Annotated in this window: 15 protein-coding genes and 1 rRNA gene; 3 read left to right on the forward strand and 13 right to left on the reverse strand. The window is 47.9% G+C overall.

Annotated elements, in window-relative coordinates:
- A 16S ribosomal RNA gene (locus KWJ01_RS06430) occupies positions 1–205 on the reverse strand; the annotation flags it as partial.
- Positions 206–1,691: 1,486 nt separating this feature from the next.
- On the opposite strand from KWJ01_RS06430, the gene KWJ01_RS06435 reads away from it, so the two are divergent.
- A complete protein-coding gene (locus KWJ01_RS06435) occupies positions 1,692–3,737 on the forward strand; it encodes a hypothetical protein (protein WP_224995606.1) in 2,046 nt (681 codons plus the stop codon).
- 98 nt (positions 3,738–3,835) lie between these two features.
- Here KWJ01_RS06435 and KWJ01_RS06440 read toward each other — a convergent pair whose 3' ends face one another.
- The 3 genes from KWJ01_RS06440 to KWJ01_RS06450 all read right to left on the reverse strand — a co-directional run bounded on the left by KWJ01_RS06440 (position 3,836) and on the right by KWJ01_RS06450 (position 5,948).
- The gene (locus KWJ01_RS06440; protein ID WP_224995607.1) at positions 3,836–4,702 is read right to left on the reverse strand and encodes a RimK family alpha-L-glutamate ligase; all 867 of its coding nucleotides are present in this window, start codon (positions 4,700–4,702) and stop codon (positions 3,836–3,838) included.
- Between the two features lie 126 nt (positions 4,703–4,828).
- Complete coding sequence (locus tag KWJ01_RS06445) at positions 4,829–5,302, reverse strand: hypothetical protein (protein WP_224995608.1); 474 nt, start codon at positions 5,300–5,302, stop codon at positions 4,829–4,831.
- Positions 5,303–5,360: 58 nt separating this feature from the next.
- A complete protein-coding gene (locus tag KWJ01_RS06450) occupies positions 5,361–5,948 on the reverse strand; it encodes a PepSY-associated TM helix domain-containing protein (protein ID WP_224995609.1) in 588 nt (195 codons plus the stop codon).
- Between the two features lie 282 nt (positions 5,949–6,230).
- Here KWJ01_RS06450 and KWJ01_RS06455 point away from each other — a divergent pair, with 282 nt between their 5' ends.
- Together KWJ01_RS06455 and KWJ01_RS06460 are read left to right on the forward strand one after the other, a co-directional pair.
- Positions 6,231–6,731, forward strand: coding sequence for a hypothetical protein (locus tag KWJ01_RS06455; RefSeq protein WP_224995610.1), 501 nt, complete (start codon positions 6,231–6,233; stop codon positions 6,729–6,731).
- Positions 6,732–6,897: 166 nt separating this feature from the next.
- On the forward strand, positions 6,898–9,864 hold the full coding sequence (locus KWJ01_RS06460) for a DUF2723 domain-containing protein (RefSeq protein WP_224995611.1): 2,967 nt from the start codon (positions 6,898–6,900) through the stop codon (positions 9,862–9,864).
- An 84-nt stretch (positions 9,865–9,948) separates the two neighbouring features.
- On the opposite strand, the gene KWJ01_RS06465 is transcribed toward KWJ01_RS06460, so the two are convergent.
- The 9 genes from KWJ01_RS06465 to KWJ01_RS06505 form a co-directional block, all read right to left on the reverse strand.
- Positions 9,949–10,842, reverse strand: coding sequence for an alpha/beta fold hydrolase (locus tag KWJ01_RS06465; protein WP_224995612.1), 894 nt, complete (start codon positions 10,840–10,842; stop codon positions 9,949–9,951).
- 49 nt (positions 10,843–10,891) lie between these two features.
- Complete coding sequence (locus KWJ01_RS06470) at positions 10,892–11,482, reverse strand: TetR/AcrR family transcriptional regulator (protein ID WP_224995613.1); 591 nt, start codon at positions 11,480–11,482, stop codon at positions 10,892–10,894.
- Positions 11,483–11,568: 86 nt separating this feature from the next.
- Complete coding sequence (locus tag KWJ01_RS06475; RefSeq protein ID WP_224995614.1) at positions 11,569–12,411, reverse strand: polysaccharide lyase; 843 nt, start codon at positions 12,409–12,411, stop codon at positions 11,569–11,571.
- Positions 12,412–12,431: 20 nt separating this feature from the next.
- On the reverse strand, positions 12,432–14,090 hold the full coding sequence (gene recN, locus KWJ01_RS06480; protein WP_224995615.1) for a DNA repair protein RecN: 1,659 nt from the start codon (positions 14,088–14,090) through the stop codon (positions 12,432–12,434).
- On the reverse strand, positions 14,068–14,316 hold the full coding sequence (locus tag KWJ01_RS06485) for a hypothetical protein (protein ID WP_224995616.1): 249 nt from the start codon (positions 14,314–14,316) through the stop codon (positions 14,068–14,070). Before KWJ01_RS06485 ends, recN begins: the two co-directional genes overlap by 23 nt.
- Before the next feature lie 136 nt (positions 14,317–14,452).
- Complete coding sequence (locus KWJ01_RS06490; protein WP_224995617.1) at positions 14,453–15,451, reverse strand: DUF4835 family protein; 999 nt, start codon at positions 15,449–15,451, stop codon at positions 14,453–14,455.
- Complete coding sequence (coaBC, locus tag KWJ01_RS06495) at positions 15,441–16,655, reverse strand: bifunctional phosphopantothenoylcysteine decarboxylase/phosphopantothenate--cysteine ligase CoaBC (RefSeq protein WP_224995618.1); 1,215 nt, start codon at positions 16,653–16,655, stop codon at positions 15,441–15,443. The genes KWJ01_RS06490 and coaBC overlap by 11 nt, the downstream gene beginning before the upstream one ends.
- Positions 16,656–16,664: 9 nt before the next feature.
- Positions 16,665–16,991 (reverse strand): DNA-directed RNA polymerase subunit omega, encoded by a 327-nt coding sequence (locus KWJ01_RS06500; RefSeq protein WP_224995619.1) that lies wholly within the window; start codon positions 16,989–16,991, stop codon positions 16,665–16,667.
- Between the two features lie 4 nt (positions 16,992–16,995).
- Positions 16,996–17,835, reverse strand: coding sequence for an outer membrane protein assembly factor BamD (locus KWJ01_RS06505; protein WP_224995620.1), 840 nt, complete (start codon positions 17,833–17,835; stop codon positions 16,996–16,998).
- Positions 17,836–17,841: the final 6 nt, after the last annotated feature.

Raw genomic sequence — 17,841 nt, forward strand, 5'->3', positions numbered from 1 at the left:
TTAATCATATCCTCATGCGATTCAATGATGCCATGGGGTATTAATCCGGGTTTCCCCGGGCTATCCCCCAGTATAGGGTAAGTTGCATACGCGTTACGCACCCGTGCGCCGCTCTAGGTCTCCCGAAGGAAACTTGCCGCTCGACTTGCATGTATTAGGCCCGCCGCTAGCGTTCATCCTGAGCCAGGATCAAACTCTCCATTGTATATGTGCTTTACATCAGTTAAACTGATGTGCATTCTGTACCTGACCTATCAGTAAACTGTATGATCAAATAAAAGAACACAATGTGTCATTTGCATCCCGAAACTCTCAAAGTGTCTTAACGAAGTTTGTTCCTACTGCTGATTCTCATCAGTAAATAAGACCAAAGTCTTCACTAAGCGGTTTGCTGTCAAAACATCTATTCAAAGAACTTTTCAGATTCCCTCTCTTGAGTCTTCTCAACTCAATAGGCTTCCTCTCCTGTAGTTACTATCTATTATAGTAGCTATGTTTCTATCTCTTTCTGCCTTAACTCTTCTTGTCTCGGCTACCTAGCATAAGCAAGATTGCTTATGGCCGCAAGATCATTAACCCCTTTCGCTTGCGCTTTAGTTCCTGATGCTTGCTGTTTTTTAAAGAATCTTTTCCTTTTATTATTGAATCTGATCTGATTCTTGTGGATGTGGAAGATCTAGTCTTACTTCTCCAGTGGTAGGGCCTTTGGCTTATTTCCCGCAGGCTTATCCAAAACCAGCATGACAACTTCTTAGTTCCCTCTTGGAATAATTTTCTTCTAAATACTTAAAGAAAATTATGCTGATCTTGCGATTATTTATCTCTCAAATAACATACCGGAAATCGTTCTTTCCAGCTGCTTGTTTAGAAGGACAAAACTAGTCCTTTTTGTTTCAATCTGAAAAGAAAAATATCAAAAACTTTTAAATCTTTTTTTGACACCTTTCATCGCACTGGAATACAGCATCATACATCGTACCGAAAGTTCCTGATTATCCTGAACTGTAAAGCCAGCTGTTACTCTTGCTTTTGAATCTGGCAGCAATTTACAACATTAAAACCCTTTTCAGAAGTTTTTTGGCTGTTCAGTTTTCCAAGCTTTATCCCAGGCAACTTAAAATTAACACTAAAACCCTTTCCTGAAGTTCCTTACAGGCAGAAACAGTCACAAGATTTCAATACAATAAATAGATGTCCCTGCTTCAAAACAGCTAAGGATAAACACTACTGTATCTTTGTTTAGTTCCTCCCACATAAAAGCCTGCTGCCAGGCTGCAATGGTTTCAATAATTAATTGAAAACCATGCCGTACCAAAGCTGTTATACTGGTATCTCACACAACAAGCAGGAGTGGTTTCTGCTTGTTTCTCAATTCTCCCAACCATTGCTACCTGCGCTGTTGCCAATCCAATAGCATCAGTTAAGGCACAGCTTCCGAGAAGCATCTAACCGGCTGTGCTCGGGCAGCGTTTTTCTCCTGGATCAGCATGCTATGTATTGATTGAGCAAGGCCAGATGTATGAAGTGTAAACAACAGAACCAGAAAATAACCTTTGCTGATAACGGGTAAGCATGAAAACAAGATTTGCTGATACAGCGAAAACCAAAGAGGCCAATAATAGTAATTCTTTGAAGAGAGCTTAGGCAGCTTCTAGACAAACTGATTTTTCATAAACTAAAATTTAATTTTTATGGCTACTAATGACCAGAATAAATCACAATCTGATAAAGACCAAAACAAGTCAAATACTACATCCGGAAACGACACAAATAAAACCGGAAACACAACAGGCAAGTCTTCATCTGATATTTCGGGATCTGTGAGCAGTAACACCAATAGCAGCTCTGAACAGAGAACAACCCAGGAAGCCTCTAAACTATCTACCGAAAGGGCCAGGGGCAATACTGAGCAGGGTTCTGGCACTACCGGAAAAATAGGCGCAGGAGACAACCCTGGACAAAACACTGAAAGCAGCTCGGGGAATGTAGGCCACTCACACCCAAACAGGGGCAGCAGCTCAAGCCTGGTAACAAGAGAAGATTCCAGTAAGGGTAAGGGGTATGATGGGGAGTCCGGCGGAAGTTCTGGAAATGCCGGAAGCTACAGCGCCGGAGCTGGCCAGACGCCTTACTCTTCTGCCTACAGCCCGATACAGATTGCACAGGGACAGTACTATGGCAGCCAGGGAGGCAATTGGGACATGAGCAGAAATCAGGACCTGGGCAATAGTAATAATACTTCTGACAGAAACTCCGGAGCAAACAGAGATTACAGAACAGATAAAGACTGGACCGAAGGGAACAGTGCCGGCCAGGGAAGCCTCCGGGGCGAGGGAAGCGATTTTGGCCAACGCAATCAAAACCAGGATAGAGGTCATTTTGGAAACCAGGGCGGGTCAAGGAACCAGGGCACTGATTTTGGCTTTGGTAAAAATGAACGGGAGTTCAGCGGACAGGGCAGTTCAGGGGCCAACTGGGATAGCGGGAACTATGGACGCGGAGAGTCTTACGCTATGGGCAACAACTATGGCCGCAGCACTAACCAGTATGAACAGGGCCGCGGAGGCTTATGGGGCGAAAATAAAAGCTATAGAGACCAAAGCAGCCGCCAGGGCGGAGATGACAGGCAGTCAGATAACCGCAATCAGCAACAACAGGACGGTAATCAGCACTGGGGCAGCCAGGGCCAGCACAGAGAAGATCAAAACCGGAACTCTGGCAACCATGATCAACACCAGGGCAGGCAGGATAACCAGAACTGGGGTAACAACCCTCACTGGAACCAGGGGCAGGGCGCTAACTGGGCAAGCCAGAACCGGCACATGCATGGGGAGCAAAGCAATTCCCAGGCTTGGGGTGCTTACAATATGGGCGGATCTTATAACCAGCGTAACTGGGACAGGCAGGGCGATTCCGGAAACCAGAACCAGTCTTCTGACCAGGACTATGGTAGCATAAGGAACGATAGAGATATGCAGAACAGTAACAGGGAAGATTACAACCAGGGCAGGGACTTCAGAAACAGAGACAACTACGGTGATAGCGGAAGACAGGATTATGGCGGCGGCTACAACAATGAGCGCAATAACTTCCGTGCCAGCACTGGCGGCAACTATGGCGGAGACAACATGAATCGGGGCGACCGTAACCAGGATTGGGGAAACTCAGACTACGGACGTGGCGGACAGGGTGGTTTTGGCAATGGAGGCCGTGATAACAGGGGTGGCGGCTCTGGTTTCGACGGCGGCAGCAACCAGGGTGGCAACATAAACTATGGTGGTGGCAACCAGGACAGAAACAGGAACATGGGCGGTGGGTACCAGAGCAACCAGGACTTCGGCTCCTTCAACTATGGCAACTCCTTCCGCGACAGAAATTCCGGTAATGGTGATAACACTAATATGAGAAATGACAATGACCGTAACAGAAACTGGGACGGTCCTACCGACAGAGGCGGTAGATTTGATAATGACAGAAACAACAACTTTGGGGGCGGTGGTAACTATGGCAATTATGACCGTGATCGTAACTACTCCGATAGCTACGGCAACCAGGGTGGCCGCTGGGATAGAGACAATAACGACAGAGGTGGTTTTAACCAGGACTTCGGCAACAACAGAGGAGGCAGATATGACAGTGACAGAAACCGGGGCGGCGAAAACGGCAACTACCGCAATGGAGACAGCAACCGTGGAAGTGACCGTAACATGGGCGATGACTATGGCCGCGATCGTTAAAACGGGCACTAATCATTGATATGAGTATATTAACAAGAAGCTGGCACCCTTTGGGCCAGCTTCTTGTTTTATAGTTAGTATTTCTACTGCAGTAGCGCCTACATCAGCTCCACCAGCGCTTTATAATAGTTTTCATAGCCTTGCTGGTGAGTAAAGAGGTATAGGTAGGGTTCTATCAGTTCCAGCTCCATCAGGGCAAAGCGGCCCTCTATCATTACCCCGTCTACTCGGGCGTAAAGACAATCATTGGCAAACTTATTGATATACTGCTGTGCCAGCTCACGTAATGCTTCAGGGGCCTCCATTGGGTGTACGCTGCCTCCGTGGATATGCTGTACCCTAAAATCGCCGGTGGCGGCGGTTTTAAGAATCGTATGGCTGTACTGCCCGCCAAAGAACAGTAACGACCACTCCCCTTCTGTTTGAATCTCCCTGATAAAAGGCTGCACCAAAAAGGATTCTTCCTCCAGCAGCTTCCGGATACCGGGAGAGATAGCTTCCAACGTATCGCGGGTAAGCAGAATAGTGTTTTTGGCACCACCACTTACCGCAGGTTTGATGATCAGCGTATCTGTATTAAAGGTTTCAAAATATGCTGCTAGGTTGGGCTCCTCACCCTTTTCTATAAATACAGATGGTATGATGGGCAGGCCCGCCTCTTCAATATCGTGCAGGTAGTGCTTATCGCTATTCCAGCGTACCACAGGCACGGGGTTTAAAAGTTTTACCTGCAGCTGCTCCAGTTTGTGCAGCCACTGCTTAAACTGCGGAAATTTATCAAAGTAATCCCAGGGAGCCTTCAGCACTGCCAGATCATACTGCTGCCAGTCAACAGCAGGGTCGCTCCAGATCACTTTATGAATATCAAGCCCCTTTTGCTGCAGGTACTTTAATAACAGGGTATTTTCTTCTTCTATGATGGGATATTTCCCTTCGCTGTTGTAGCAGACATACGCAATCCTCATGGCTGGTGCTTCTTTCTAAATGGGTTCGGTTTACACAAAAATTTATACCCGAGTACAGATGTGACTCAATATTTCAAAACTAGAAAAATTATCATTGCCGGAAAGCCAGGGCTGCTATCTTTTACGTTACTGGCAATATTCTTTGATTTTGCCCGACATACTACTGATAATAGCGGGATCTGTTACCATAATAAGCCCCCTGATGGGAAATGATTCAGTATTCTCCTGGTGGTTTTCCACAACCAGGTAGCTCTTAGAGGCATCCAGCAGGTACGTTTTATTGCCCAGTGCGCAGCTTTGCTTTGCGTTGAATCCCGGCAAGTTCTCACTTATATAGGCCTGGTACTGCTGCTCATCAATGAGCCTGTCGGTATGCATATAACTAAGCATTACAGCTACATCAGCTTTAAAGGTTGCCTGCAGGAATGTACTGGAATCTACCATGAACAGAACTCCCGTATACCCTGGCCGGCCTTCAGACTCTTTCATTATCTTTTCCTGCCCGTATTGGGCAATAAGCTCTGCTTTGGTTTTTCCCAGTTGTGCAAAAGCGCTTAGTGAAACAATACACAAAAGGAACAACAGCGATATATTCTTCATCAGTTAATTACGATTTTATCTAAGAACTGCAGAACAGCAGAAATAGTATCTGCTGCGGCTAATGCAGTGTTCTGGCAGTTTGCACCTTTGCCGATGTTTTAGCCTTTCGTATGCGTTTGGGATTATACCAGAGCCAAAAGCCACTGATCGACAACAGTATTAAACCAATTGAAACAAGTGTAGTGTACAGTAGCTTTACCCCATCGGTACCTGTACCAACCAGGTATTCAACAATGGAGCCATCATGGATCATCTCTATCAGGTCAGAGGTGCGGTGGCTAACAGAGAGGATTGTGCCCGTTTTACCATCTATCTGCAGCTCCGTAAAATGGTCTGCAAACCTTACCTTGGCCACCCCTTTAGCAGGACGAACATCAATACGATCTATTTCAGAAGATTTTCCCAGCGCAACCGATGAATAGTTAAGGGCAATATGCTGGATGCTGTCAAGGCTAATCCAGCCCGTTGCAGCAGAGGCCGTTGTATTTTGCGTTGGTGGCAGAAGGCTGGTCTGCTTTTTCCAGCCCAGCAGCAAGCCGGTAACACCAATCAGCAACATAAAAAGCAACAAAGGAATGGCCACCCATTTATGGAGGTTCCGGTAAAATCTTGTTTGCTTCGCTATATTTTCTGTTACTGCTTTCAAGCCTGTAGTGATGGAATGCTCATGGTTACTTAACAAAACGGCCCACAAAGATAAGCAGCTTTTACTAAACAGGTACTATTCTAATATAAGGCTGGTAACATGGCCGGACGTATGCACGCTCATCTGAAAAAACAGCCCTCTGCTATTGAAGCTTATATGATGATTATTTTGCAGACTTAGCTTCAGAAGTACCTCATCCAATATATTTTAACCGATTATCATACAGCTTGTATTTTAGATCTTAATAAAAGCTACATTTGATGCGCTAATTTCTCTTTCAGCATGAAAAAGCTTTTTATAACCTTATCCCTGCTCCTTTGCCTGATGGCAACGGGCAGTTCTCTGCAGGCTCAGCACGTGATTTCTGCCGGCCCTATGTTTCACCTGAATTTTGGTGGCGGTGGAAAAACACAAATGAGCTATGGCTTTGAAGTTGCTTACTGGAATGCATTTGGTGTACCCTATGGCGTAGACCTGGGCTTTGACTATGAAAGAGGTGCCTGGAGACTCTATTCCGAAGCTCAGGCAGGTGTTGTATATGCCGGTATGGCTGCTGGCCCTTATCTGGAGTTCAGAAAAGACGAAGCCGTGAAGCTTGGGCTGCAGACTTCTGTATGGGCCAATGTTTACTTAGGTATCGATATGCGTGCCCGCTTTACCAGAGGCGAGTCACGATTTGCACCTGGCCTGTATGCCAAATATGTGTTTACCCCCGGCGGCGGGCTTTGGGATGAGTTCCGGGAAAATCATGAAAGTGAAGAAAGCGACTGGGATTGGGACTAAGAGCAATTCGGGAAATCTATTGCATTTCCTTGATGCACCCCCCGTTTTAGCAGGGTTTAACCTTCTTTAACATTAGTTAACACTTGTTTTGGTTTAGCCTCCGTACTTTCGTGTACAGGAGTTGCATCTTTTAAGAGCTTCTTCTCCAGCGGCTAAACCAAAAACTATGCATAATTTTTACCGCCTGAATAACTTCACGGGCTGGGCTCTTTTTCTGTTCACCACCCTGGTTTACTCCTTAACTGTTGAACCCACTGCCAGCTTCTGGGACTGTGGTGAATTTATTGCAGCCGCCTATAAACTGGAGGTTCCCCACCCTCCCGGTGCTCCCCTGTTCTTACTGCTGGGGCGCATGTTTTCTCTTCTGGCCCCGGATGCCGAATCGGTTGCTGTATGGGTAAATGGGGTAAGTGTGCTTAGCAGTAGTTTCACCATCCTGTTCCTATACTGGAGCATTGTTTTACTTGTGCGTAAAGGGGGCAGGATAAAACCCGGTGAAGAAACCTGTCTGCAAGCAGGACTGATGATTGGCAGTGGTATTGTTGGTGCCCTTGCTTACGCTTTTTCTGACAGTTTCTGGTTTTCTGCCGAAGAGGCGGAAGTCTATGCACTATCCTCCTTTTTTATGGCTATCGTCTTTTGGGCTGCTTTAAAATGGGAGCTGATAAAGGATAAGCAGCTGGAGAACAAATGGCTCATCCTGATCGCCTACCTGGTGGGTCTTTCCATTGGTGCACATCTCCTGAACCTGCTGTGCATACCAGCCATGGCCCTCATCTGGTACTTTAAGAAGTACCGGCAAACTACCTACAAAGGTGCTGTGGCTGCCATTCTGCTGGGTTTCCTGCTTGTTGGTGCTATTACTTCAGGTATAATCCCGGGCCTGCCCTCCCTGGCAGCAGGCTTTGAAATCTACTTTGTTAATTCGCTGGGCCTCCCCTTTGGCAGTGGCATTATTACTTTCATTGCATTAATACTCGCTGCATTGGCTGCAGGTGTGATTTATTCACAACTAAAGGGTAAAGCATTGCTTAACACAGCTCTACTCTGCCTTACATTTATCCTGATTGGCTATGCCAGCTACACACTGGTGCTGATCCGCTCAAGCTACAATCCTCCAATCGATCAGAACAATCCCGACAACATTCTTTCATTTATCTATTACCTGAAAAGAGAGCAGTATGGCGACAGGCCCCTCCTGTGGGGCAACTATTTTGATGCAGAGATCGCAGGTTTCGATAAAGGTGCCCCTGTATATCGCAAGGGCCCCCACAGATATGAAGTAGCTCATTACAAAACAGAGTATAAGTTTGCAGATGCAGACAAAACCCTGCTGCCCAGGATATACAGTGTACAAACCCAGCACCAGCAACTTTATCGCCAGCAGCTGGGGCTACAACCCCACGAAAAACCAGGGTTTGGCGATAACCTCCGCTTTATGTTCAACTATCAGCTGGGGCATATGTACTGGCGCTACTTTCTTTGGAATTTTGCCGGTCGTGCAGGCGATGGTCGTGATGCGGGCTGGCTCTCGCCGCTGGATGCATTTAAAGGTGATTTACCGCATGCGCTTGAAAGCAATAAAGCCCGCAATAATTTTTTGATGCTTCCACTGCTACTGGGCCTCACCGGGGCTTTTTACCAATACAGGCAAGACCGCAAAGGCTTTGCCCTGCTGGCAATGCTATTCATTGGCATGGGTGCTGCATTGGTTCTCTATTTGAATTCGCCACCCGTAGAGCCCCGGGAGCGCGATTATATTTATGTAGGTTCTTTCTATGCCTTTGCCATCTGGATTGGTTTTGGTGTATATGCCCTGGGGCATGCCCTAATGAAAGTCAACAGGCTGCAACCGCAGCTTATTCCAGCCCTGGTGGTATCTGTTTGCATGCTGGTGCCTGCGCTTATGGCAACAGAAGGCTGGGATGACCACGACCGCTCCAACAGGTATTTTTCCGTAGACTCGGCCCGTAATATGCTTACCTCCTGTGCGCCCAATGCCATACTGTTTACCGGTGGCGATAATGATACCTACCCCCTTTGGTACCTTCAGGAGGTGGAAGGCTTCCGCACAGATGTGCGGGTGGTGGTGCTCCCCTACCTGAATGCCGGCTGGTTCATTAACCAGCTGACCCAGAAAAAGAACAGTTCTGCACCCCTCCCCCTAACCCTCAGCCAGGAGAACTACCAGGAGGGCGGCCTGAATGATATTATCTATCATGTAGAGAATAAAAGCGTAAAAGGACCGCTGCCATTAGATCAGTACCTAAAGCTGGTGCAGCAAAATCACCCCGCCATCCAGCTAAAACATCAGTCGGAGGTGTTCAACACCATTCCCGGCAAAACCATCGGACAAACCATCAATAAGGAAGAAGTACTGGCTAAAGGAATCATTCCAGCGGGTAAAGAAGATATGCTGGTCGATAAAATGGTCTTCAAAATCAAAAACAATGCACTGTACAAAGCAGATCTTTTTATCCTGGACCTCATCAGCACCAACCAGTGGGAGCGCCCTATTTACTTCAATAACACCTCCCTGCAGAGCATTGGGCTTGACCTTAGTAACTGGGTAGTACATGAGGGTACCGCCTATCGCCTGCTGCCCCTCCAGAATGCTGACCCACAGCGCGAGATGGTGAACACGCCTGCAATGTATGCCAACCTGATGGAGAAGTTCACTTTCAGGGAAGTGAATAATCCTGATGTATATCTGTCTGAAGAGTATCTTCGCCTGCTACAGAACCACCGTGCCAGCTTTAATACCCTTGCCGGAGCGCTGCTGGAAGAGGGAAAAGCCGACGAGGCAGAAAACGTATTGCTTAGGAGCCTGGAGGTGATGCCAGACAAATCTGTGCCATATGACTTCTCATCGGTTTATACAGCAGCTTTGCTCCTGGAGCTTGGGCTGGAGAAAGAAGCTCACCATATAACAGATACCCTGGCTGGGCGCGCCGACGAAATGCTGGAGTACCTGGCGAAAGAAGATATAGCAGATCAGCAGGAGCAGCAAAAGAACCTGCTGATCCTGAACCAGCTGGCCCGGAACATGGCAGCTATGGGTGTGGAACAAAAAGCAAAAGAATATGAGGCGCTGTTCAGCAGGCACTACAACCACGCGAAACAGCTATTATAGCACCAGTCCACAACCAGCCTTTTGGCAAAACCTGAAAGGCCTTACAGTGACCTGCCAGGTTATATCTCTGCAACATCTGTATTACTATTGCAGCAGTTTTGATTCTTTAGCGGTTTTGCCTTTTCGCTCGCTTTCAGCCGGAACCTCTGAATCCATCAGGTAATTTTTAACCATTGCTACCACATCAGGAGATTTCAGGTTATGCGCAAGGCCTTCTGTGGTAATTAGTTTAGAGCCTTTCCATGCTTTATGTATGGCCACACCAGCTTCATAGGGCGCTTCTTTGTCTTCCCTGTCGTGGATGATCAGGCCGGGCAGGGTAAGTTTCTCTGCAAACCGGGTGGCAGTAAAATACTGAACAGGCTTTCCAATCACTGTTTCGAAATGATTGAGTGTTAAGAGGGTTGTGGCTTCAGAGAGTTGTAGTGCATTCCTGTAGAAATCAATAAAGCTCATGGCATCTCCGGGAGAGGCCATTACTACCAGTTTACCTACCGGCAAAGCCGGATTAGCGTATAGTGCGTGCATGGCAGAAAATGCACCGATGGAATGGCTCACCACAGCTTCTACCCCACCTAAAGAGGTAATAAGCTGTTGGATAACTGCACTGTACAAGGTTACCGTCAGGAATTTACCCCGGGAAAGGCCATGGCCTGGTGCATCTATGGCATAAATGGTGTATTCATCTTTAGGCAGCGCCTGAATATAATTTTTCCAGCGGAAGCTATGGCTCTGCCAGCCATGCAGGAAGAGTACCTTTTTAGGCCCCTGTCCCCAGCGGTAGCCCTGAATAAGGGTATTGCTGTACTTGAAACTGAATTTATCGGCAGAATCCAGAAATTCTTTATGAAATGGTTTGATAGGTGCTCTGTATGGATAGCAGAAAACATTAAAACCATGACGGCCTGCTGTTTTTGGTGCTACCCTGGCTACGGTATTCAGGTAACCGCCTATCAGTTTCGTGATTGTCTGTTTCATAGTGTTATCAAGATAGATACCAATCGGTATCTTAAGGCTAAAAAAATTTTTAAAGTTCTATGGCTGAAATCTGTTGTTCGAGGTGACGGATCACCTTTTTCATATCTTCATTATTGCCCCTTAGCTTGCTCATCATAATAGCACCTTCCAGTGAGGCAATAAAGATGGTGGCATAAAACTCCTTATCAACATCCTCCCTGATCTGTTTAAATTCTATGCCCCTGGTCAGAATGTGTACCAGTGAATTTTTCAGGGTGCTAAGTATCCTGTTTGCTTCTTCCCGCAGGGGCGGGTGCGCATCATCGGCCTCAATCGCTACATTTAGCAGCGGACAGCCCCCCTTCAGTGGCGGATTATTGACATAAGATTCAAAAAAACCTATCAAGGCCCTAAGCTTAGCGCCAGCCGTTGGCTGTGCCCTGATCACAGCACCAACCTTCCCGAACATTACAGAAGAAAGGTAGTGCAGTGTTTCTTTTTCCAGTTCTTCCTTGCTCCTGAAGTGCCTGTAAATTGCGCCCTTGGTAAAACCAGTTGCGTCGGTAATATGGCTGATAGAGGTAGCTTTATACCCATGGGTATTGAAAAGAGCCCCCGCCTCCTGCAAAATAGTGTCCCTGGTTACTTCCGGATTACGCATACACAAAGATACCGATCGGTATCTAAAAGTCAAATATTGTGTGGGTAATATATTGCTGTGCGCTAAAACCGGGAAAATGAAAATACTTAGCGTACCTCTGAGCTGTTCACAGAAACTTTCAAATCATCGTACCAGATCCAGCATGTTTCTTGCGGTGCCCATGCTGAAGAATTGCCGCCATGGAAGGTTGAAAAATAGAAGTTATCCACCCCATCCCCATTGCTCACAAAGCGGATGCCCCTTTTATCCAGCACCTCTTCCCCATTAAACCACACCTGCACTTCTCCATCGGCATTTGCCTTTCCGCTGGTGATGGTATTTAGTTTTACACGCTCTGTCAGCTGCACCCACTCGCCTTTCGGAAACACTACTTCCTTGCCGTTAACATGCCTAAGGTCAATATCTTCGCCCCACTGGTGGGGTTTATCCATGTGATAGAGGTACAACACGGCCTTGCCCCCTGTTCTCCACATAAAGCGTGCAGAAAAGCCATTGGTACCATCACAGCTTTGTCCGCCGCTGCAGTTATCGCCACCTGCCAGGCCTGGGAGTTTACCACCTTCATGCTTGCCTCCCCAGCTAAAATTTTCGCTGAAGCGCAGCCTGTAGGAAGCATAATATTCCTTTTGTGGAGATAGCATCAGCTTGGCCTGGCCTCCATTCTGCCCCGGACCAAAGGTGCCTTTAGGATACGTTACTTTCAGGGAGTTTTTACCTGCATATGCCTGCTGGTCATCTACTGCTGAATTTTTCTCCAGCGTCTGGGTCCAGGCAACGTTAAAACCATCCTGTTCCCAGGCCTGCTTTTCATAAGCAGTTCCTGCCGGCTGCTCTTCAAAGCCTGTTCCAACAGTAGACACTAAACTAAATGCAAAAGCAACTGCCACAGCAGCTCCTGTAATAAAAGTTTGCCTGGCAGTTGCTTTCATAATAGTATACAAAATTAAAACTAGCTCATCATCAGCTCCCTTGCACTTTCGTAGGCTACAGGAGATGGGGTGGCGCCGCCTATCATTTTGGCAATTTCCTGAACACGTTCCTCTTCCGTTAGCTTTTTAATGCGGCTGAAGGTTTTTGAGGTAGTGTTGTCTTTGTACACAAAATAATGAGCATCGCCTTTTGCAGCAATCTGCGGCAGGTGGCTGATGGAAATTACCTGGTGTCCCTGCGCCATTTGCTGCATCATGCGCACCATCTTCAGGGCTATTTCACCGCTGATACCGGTATCAATCTCATCAAACACAATGGTTGGCAGGGCTGTTTTATCGGCAAGCACGTATTTTACGCAAAACATCAGGCGGCTGAACTCACCACCGGAAGCCACATTCTTCAGTGGCTGGGGCTTCATCCCTTTATTGGCCGTAAAGAGCAGGTTTACCTCATCCATACCAACCGGACCAGGTGCTATGGGCTTATGTTCTATCTGCAGGCGTGCCTCGGGCATACCAAGGCCACCAAGCAGTTCTTCGATCTGAACAACCATTTTCTTAAAAACGCCTTTGCGCTTTTCTCCCAACGCCTTGCCGGCACCTTCTACCCTGCTGCGGGCTTCCTGTAGTTCTTTTTGGGTAGCTGCAATTTCTTCGTCGAGGCCTTCGGCACGGTTTACCTTGCCGGCCAGTTCGTCACGCAGCTGCACCAGCTCTTCTGCTGTTTGCACGCCATGCTTTTGCTGCAGCTTATAGAGGTTGCTTAAACGATCCTGCAGCGCTACAATGCGCTCCTGGTCCAGCTCTACGGCACCTTCTTCGGCTTCTACCTCGCGGGTGATATCTTTGAGCTCAATCACCACACTCTCCAGGCGCTGGGCAAGCTGGCGATAGCTTTCGGCATATTTGCCTACAGCCTTTAGCTCTGCCAGCACACTGTGCAGTTGCGGGTTCAGGGCCAGCTCGTCGCTGTATTCCAGCGCCTGCAGCACGCCTGCAAGTTTTACTTTTATTTCTTCGGCATGCTCCAGCTTCTCCAGCTCTTCCTCCAGCTCCTGCTGGTTTAACCCATCGAGCCGGGCCTCCTGTAGTTCATTCAGCAGGTAGCTGTTGTAGTCGGCTTCCTTGCGCATGTTGGCGGCCTCTTCGGTAAGCCTGTCGAGCGCCTGCTGAAGTTTGCGCATGCGCCTGTACTCCTGCTGGTAGCGCTCCAGCTCGGCAGCAGTCTGGGCAAAAGCATCTATGATGTTGAGCTGGTAGGCATTGGTGCCCAGCTGCAGGGTATCGTGCTGGGAGTGCACATCCATAAGGTAGTCGCCAATGCGGCGCACCACCTCCAGTGTAACTGGTGTATCGTTGATGAAGGCCCTGCTTTTACCACTGGGACTAATCTCCCGGCGGATTACAGTTTCATTATCATACTCCAGCTCTTCGTCTGCAAAGAGCGCTTTAAGGCTGGTGTACTCGCTGATATCGAAAGTACCTTCAACAATGCATTTATTTTCTTCGTCGTAGAGCACGCGGGTATCTGCCCGGTTCCCCAGCAGCATGCCCACGGCACCCAGCATAATAGATTTACCAGCACCGGTTTCGCCGGTAATGATGTTAAGGTGAGCCGATGGGTGCATCTCCAGCTCACGAATGAGGGCGTAGTTTTTAATCAGCAGATGTTTGAGCATGCTCAGCTACCGGAAAATTCAGTATTATTTCTTTTATATCGGAAATCGGGAAATTGTGTTCCAGGCCTGCTGCATCCCTGCACTTTAGCAAACCTTTATCGAGTGCCCTGGCAGAGACCTCAAAAACAGCACCTTGCAGCAGTACTACCGAGAAAGTTCGCCCAAGCCACTGGCTTGCAGAGCTTTCCAGATCACGGCTCCTGATGCGTTGTTGTTTTTTTGCCATACCAAAGCGGGAACACTGCTTTCAGCAGAAAGCATTCTGCCCTAAAAGCAGCTAAAATTACTAAATGTTTAGCTAAGGCAGTAGGTCTTGACCCCCAACAAATTTACTTTTTGCTAAAAAATTTAGCGCACACCCGCTATTGTAAAATAGCCCGGTATTTTTCGGTATTGGAGGGATCGAGCGTGGTGAGCAGATTATAGGCCTGTTGTTTCACCTGGGGTGATCCCTGCTGAAACATATTGGCCAGCTCAATAGCCTTTGAATCGAAGAAGGTAATCAGCAGTATGGAAGATGGGTTATAATCGCGCACCTGCTTGAGGGCACCAATGTTTTCCAGGATAATCTTTCTGCTGGCCTCTGCATCGGCAGTAAAGGTATCCATGCCCAAGCGGTGGTAATTGTACATCAGGTCGCGCAGGGTTTGCAGGCGGGTGTTAAACACCCCCTCAATAAGGGCTCCCCTGTTACGGCTTGCATTCCCGCCTGCTGCCGGATCCCAACCGGGAATGCCCCCCTGCTGCTGGGCAATTTGCGCAATGGTACGTGCCTGCTGAAAGGCAAAGTTTCCCCCCAGGGGTTCGAACGAATCATTATCCATGCCTACTACCATATAGGCGTAAAAAGCAAGCATGGAAGTAATGTTGTTGTTGAATGCGTTTATATTGAAATCAAGGGGTTGGGCCTCAACATAACTGAAGTTGAAATCACGGTCAACAAAGGTAAAGATTGAGCTAGTGTAGCTGGTATTAAACACCGGCCTTACCGCCCTGATTACCAAGGTGCCGGTATAGGTACCAACACTGGGCATGGTATTGATCGTAATCTGCATATTACAATCAATCTTTTCGTTAAAATCATAGTTTTGGTCGGTCCAGGTGGTGTTGTTCATAAAAGCCGTAAAAGCTCTTTCCATTTCCCGGAACACGCGCTTATCAGCCACATCAATCTGGGCATCGTTCACCTGCACAGTGCAGTTCAGCTCCTGTGCCTGTGCCTCAGTTATTACCAAAAGGGCCAGCAAGAGGCTGGTTAACACCAGCATTTTTTTTGCCAGCATCTGTATGTGCACTGAAACTACAGCGCTTACAGCCTGCAGCAAATGATTTACAATGCTATTGATTGGTTTAAGCAACATCTAGTTTACTAATAATCTCTTCCAGTATATCTGCCGCCACGGCCTCTTTCTGCTTTAAGGGGTAGGCATTGTGGCTGCCATCTTTACTAAAAATAGTGATTTTATTGGTGGCATGTCCAAATCCCGCGCCTTCTTCACGCAGGCTGTTGAGTACAATCAGGTCCAGGTTTTTATTTTTTAACTTCTGCCTGGCATGCTCCTGCTCATGCTCGGTCTCCAGGGCAAAACCAACCAGGAACTGCCCCTCCTTTTCCTTTCCAAGGGTAGCGGCAATATCAACGGTTTTGCGGAGCTCCAGCACCAGGCTTTCACCCTTCTTTTTGATTTTCTGTTCCTCCTGCACCACTGGTTTATAATCGGCCACGGCTGCCGCAAAGATAACGACATCCTGGCTGCTATAGTGTGCATGGCAGGCTTCAAACATTTGCTGTGCCGATTGTACGTTAATACGCTGAATAGAGGGGTGTTGCACCTGCAACTGGGTAGGGCCGCTCACCAGTACCACCCTGGCACCTTCTGCTGCGGCAGCTTCGGCCAGGGCATAGCCCATGCGGCCTGTACTGTGGTTACCGATAAAGCGAACAGGATCGATGCCCTCGTAGGTAGGGCCGGCGGTAATAAGCACTTTTTTTCCCAGCAGCCGCTCTTTGATACCTGATTGCCGGCTTAGCTGCTGCGCAAGGAGCGCTACAATATTTTCGGGCTCGGCCAGGCGCCCCTGCCCGTGCAGTCCACTGGCCAGCTCGCCACTTTCTGGTTCAATGAGGTGGTTCCCCCAGCTTTGCAGTCGCTGCAGGTTGGCCCTGGCGGAGGGGTGCCGGTACATATCCAGGTCCATGGCCGGAGCCAGAAAAACCGGACAACGCGCCGAAAGATACACGGCTGTTAGCAGGTTATCGCAAAGGCCGCCGGCAAATTTTGCCAGGGTATTGGCACTGGCAGGTGCCACCAGCATGGCATCGGCCCAAAGCCCAAGGGCTACATGGTTGTGCCACTCGCCGGTATCGGTGTTTGCGTATTGATGCAGCACAGGCCGTTTGGAGAGGGTTGCCAGGGTTAGGGGGCCTATAAAAGGCAAAGCAGAGGGCGTCATGATAACCTGCACCTCTGCTCCTGCTTTTACCAGCAGCCGCGTTAAGTGGGCTGCTTTATATGCTGCTATACTTCCACACACCCCCAGCAAAATCTTTTTGCCGTGTAGCATGCAGGGTATTTATAGTTTGTCGATCTGATTTTCCTGGTCTTCTATTTTACGGAAAACCAGCTCGTCGTTCATGAATTCTTCAGTAGCTACAACGCTTGGCTTGGGCATGCGCTCGTAGTACTTAGATATCTCGATCTGCTCACGGTTTTCAAACACTTCTTCAAGGTTATCAACTGTAGAAGCAAATTCTGCGAGTTTGGAGCTAAGCTCCTCTTTCATTTGGGTAGACAGCTGACGGGCACGCTTGGAGATAACCGCTACTGAAGCGTAAACATTACCAGTTGGTGCTGCTAATTTATCAAGGTCGCGTGTTACCAGAGATGCTTTAGTCGTCATATGATTATAGGTTATTATTTGCTGTACTTCTTGAACTTAATTTTTCTATTTCAGACTGGCTGCTGATGTAGAGCTTCTCTGCATCATTTACAAACCTGCTTTCGGGATATCTGTCTACAAAGCTAAGATAAACATCCACTACCTGCCTGTACCGCTCGGGCTGTTTAGACTGAAGGCTGTTACGGGCCAGCTCATAAGCAGCCTGAATTCTCAGGTAAGCTGCCTCTTCGTTATGCTGTGAATCCGGAAAATCATCGGCAAATGTTTCCAGCACAACCAGGGCAGACTTGTAACGGCCTATATCGTAGAAAAGTTTGGCATTTTCGAATGCTTTGTTAGCCAGCTTAAACTGGAGTTCGTCCAGAATCTGGGTGGCTTTATCCCTGTACTCACTCTGAGGGTGCTGGTTAATAAAGTTCTGAAGGGCAGTAACCGCTTCCAGGGTGCTGGTTTGATCCAGGTTACGGTTTGGTGACTGCAGGTACAGCGAGTAGCCATGCATGAAGAGGGCTTCTTCTGCCTGTGGACTACGTCCGTACACATTGTAGAACTCATTAAAGTAGTAAGCACTCTCTATGTACAACTTCTGGTGAAAGTGTGAATAGGCATAGATAAACTGTGCTTTTTCGCCTTCGGGCCTACCGGTAAGAAGAGGGAGTATGTCTTCGAGCAGAATAGCAGTACGGGCATACTTCTTCTCCTCGAAATACTTGAGTGCTGCCTCATACTTAACCATTGGGTCCTCGCTACGCTGCAGCTTGTTGAATCCCCGGCTGCTGCATGACCCCATTACAAGGATCAGCAAAAACCCGAATATGATTATTTTAAATAGGTTTGGGCGCATAAGCCT

The sequence above is a fragment of the Cesiribacter sp. SM1 genome (genome assembly GCF_020178975.1).
In the GTDB taxonomy this organism is placed as follows: Bacteria; Bacteroidota; Bacteroidia; order Cytophagales; family Cyclobacteriaceae; genus Cesiribacter.

Bases quoted from the DNA above. Each gene is read 5' to 3' on its own strand.
- KWJ01_RS06435 (WP_224995606.1), top strand. From the start codon at position 1,692: ATGGCTACTAATGACCAGAATAAATCACAATCTGATAAAGACCAAAAC.
- KWJ01_RS06440 (WP_224995607.1), bottom strand. From the start codon at position 4,702: ATGAGGATTGCGTATGTCTGCTACAACAGCGAAGGGAAATATCCCATC.
- KWJ01_RS06445 (WP_224995608.1), bottom strand. From the start codon at position 5,302: ATGAAGAATATATCGCTGTTGTTCCTTTTGTGTATTGTTTCACTAAGC.
- KWJ01_RS06455 (WP_224995610.1), top strand. From the start codon at position 6,231: ATGAAAAAGCTTTTTATAACCTTATCCCTGCTCCTTTGCCTGATGGCA.
- KWJ01_RS06460 (WP_224995611.1), top strand. From the start codon at position 6,898: ATGCATAATTTTTACCGCCTGAATAACTTCACGGGCTGGGCTCTTTTT.
- KWJ01_RS06465 (WP_224995612.1), bottom strand. From the start codon at position 10,842: ATGAAACAGACAATCACGAAACTGATAGGCGGTTACCTGAATACCGTA.
- KWJ01_RS06470 (WP_224995613.1), bottom strand. From the start codon at position 11,482: ATGCGTAATCCGGAAGTAACCAGGGACACTATTTTGCAGGAGGCGGGG.
- KWJ01_RS06475 (WP_224995614.1), bottom strand. From the start codon at position 12,411: ATGAAAGCAACTGCCAGGCAAACTTTTATTACAGGAGCTGCTGTGGCA.
- recN (WP_224995615.1), bottom strand. From the start codon at position 14,090: ATGCTCAAACATCTGCTGATTAAAAACTACGCCCTCATTCGTGAGCTG.
- KWJ01_RS06485 (WP_224995616.1), bottom strand. From the start codon at position 14,316: ATGGCAAAAAAACAACAACGCATCAGGAGCCGTGATCTGGAAAGCTCT.
- KWJ01_RS06490 (WP_224995617.1), bottom strand. From the start codon at position 15,451: ATGTTGCTTAAACCAATCAATAGCATTGTAAATCATTTGCTGCAGGCT.
- coaBC (WP_224995618.1), bottom strand. From the start codon at position 16,655: ATGCTACACGGCAAAAAGATTTTGCTGGGGGTGTGTGGAAGTATAGCA.
- KWJ01_RS06500 (WP_224995619.1), bottom strand. From the start codon at position 16,991: ATGACGACTAAAGCATCTCTGGTAACACGCGACCTTGATAAATTAGCA.
- KWJ01_RS06505 (WP_224995620.1), bottom strand. From the start codon at position 17,835: ATGCGCCCAAACCTATTTAAAATAATCATATTCGGGTTTTTGCTGATC.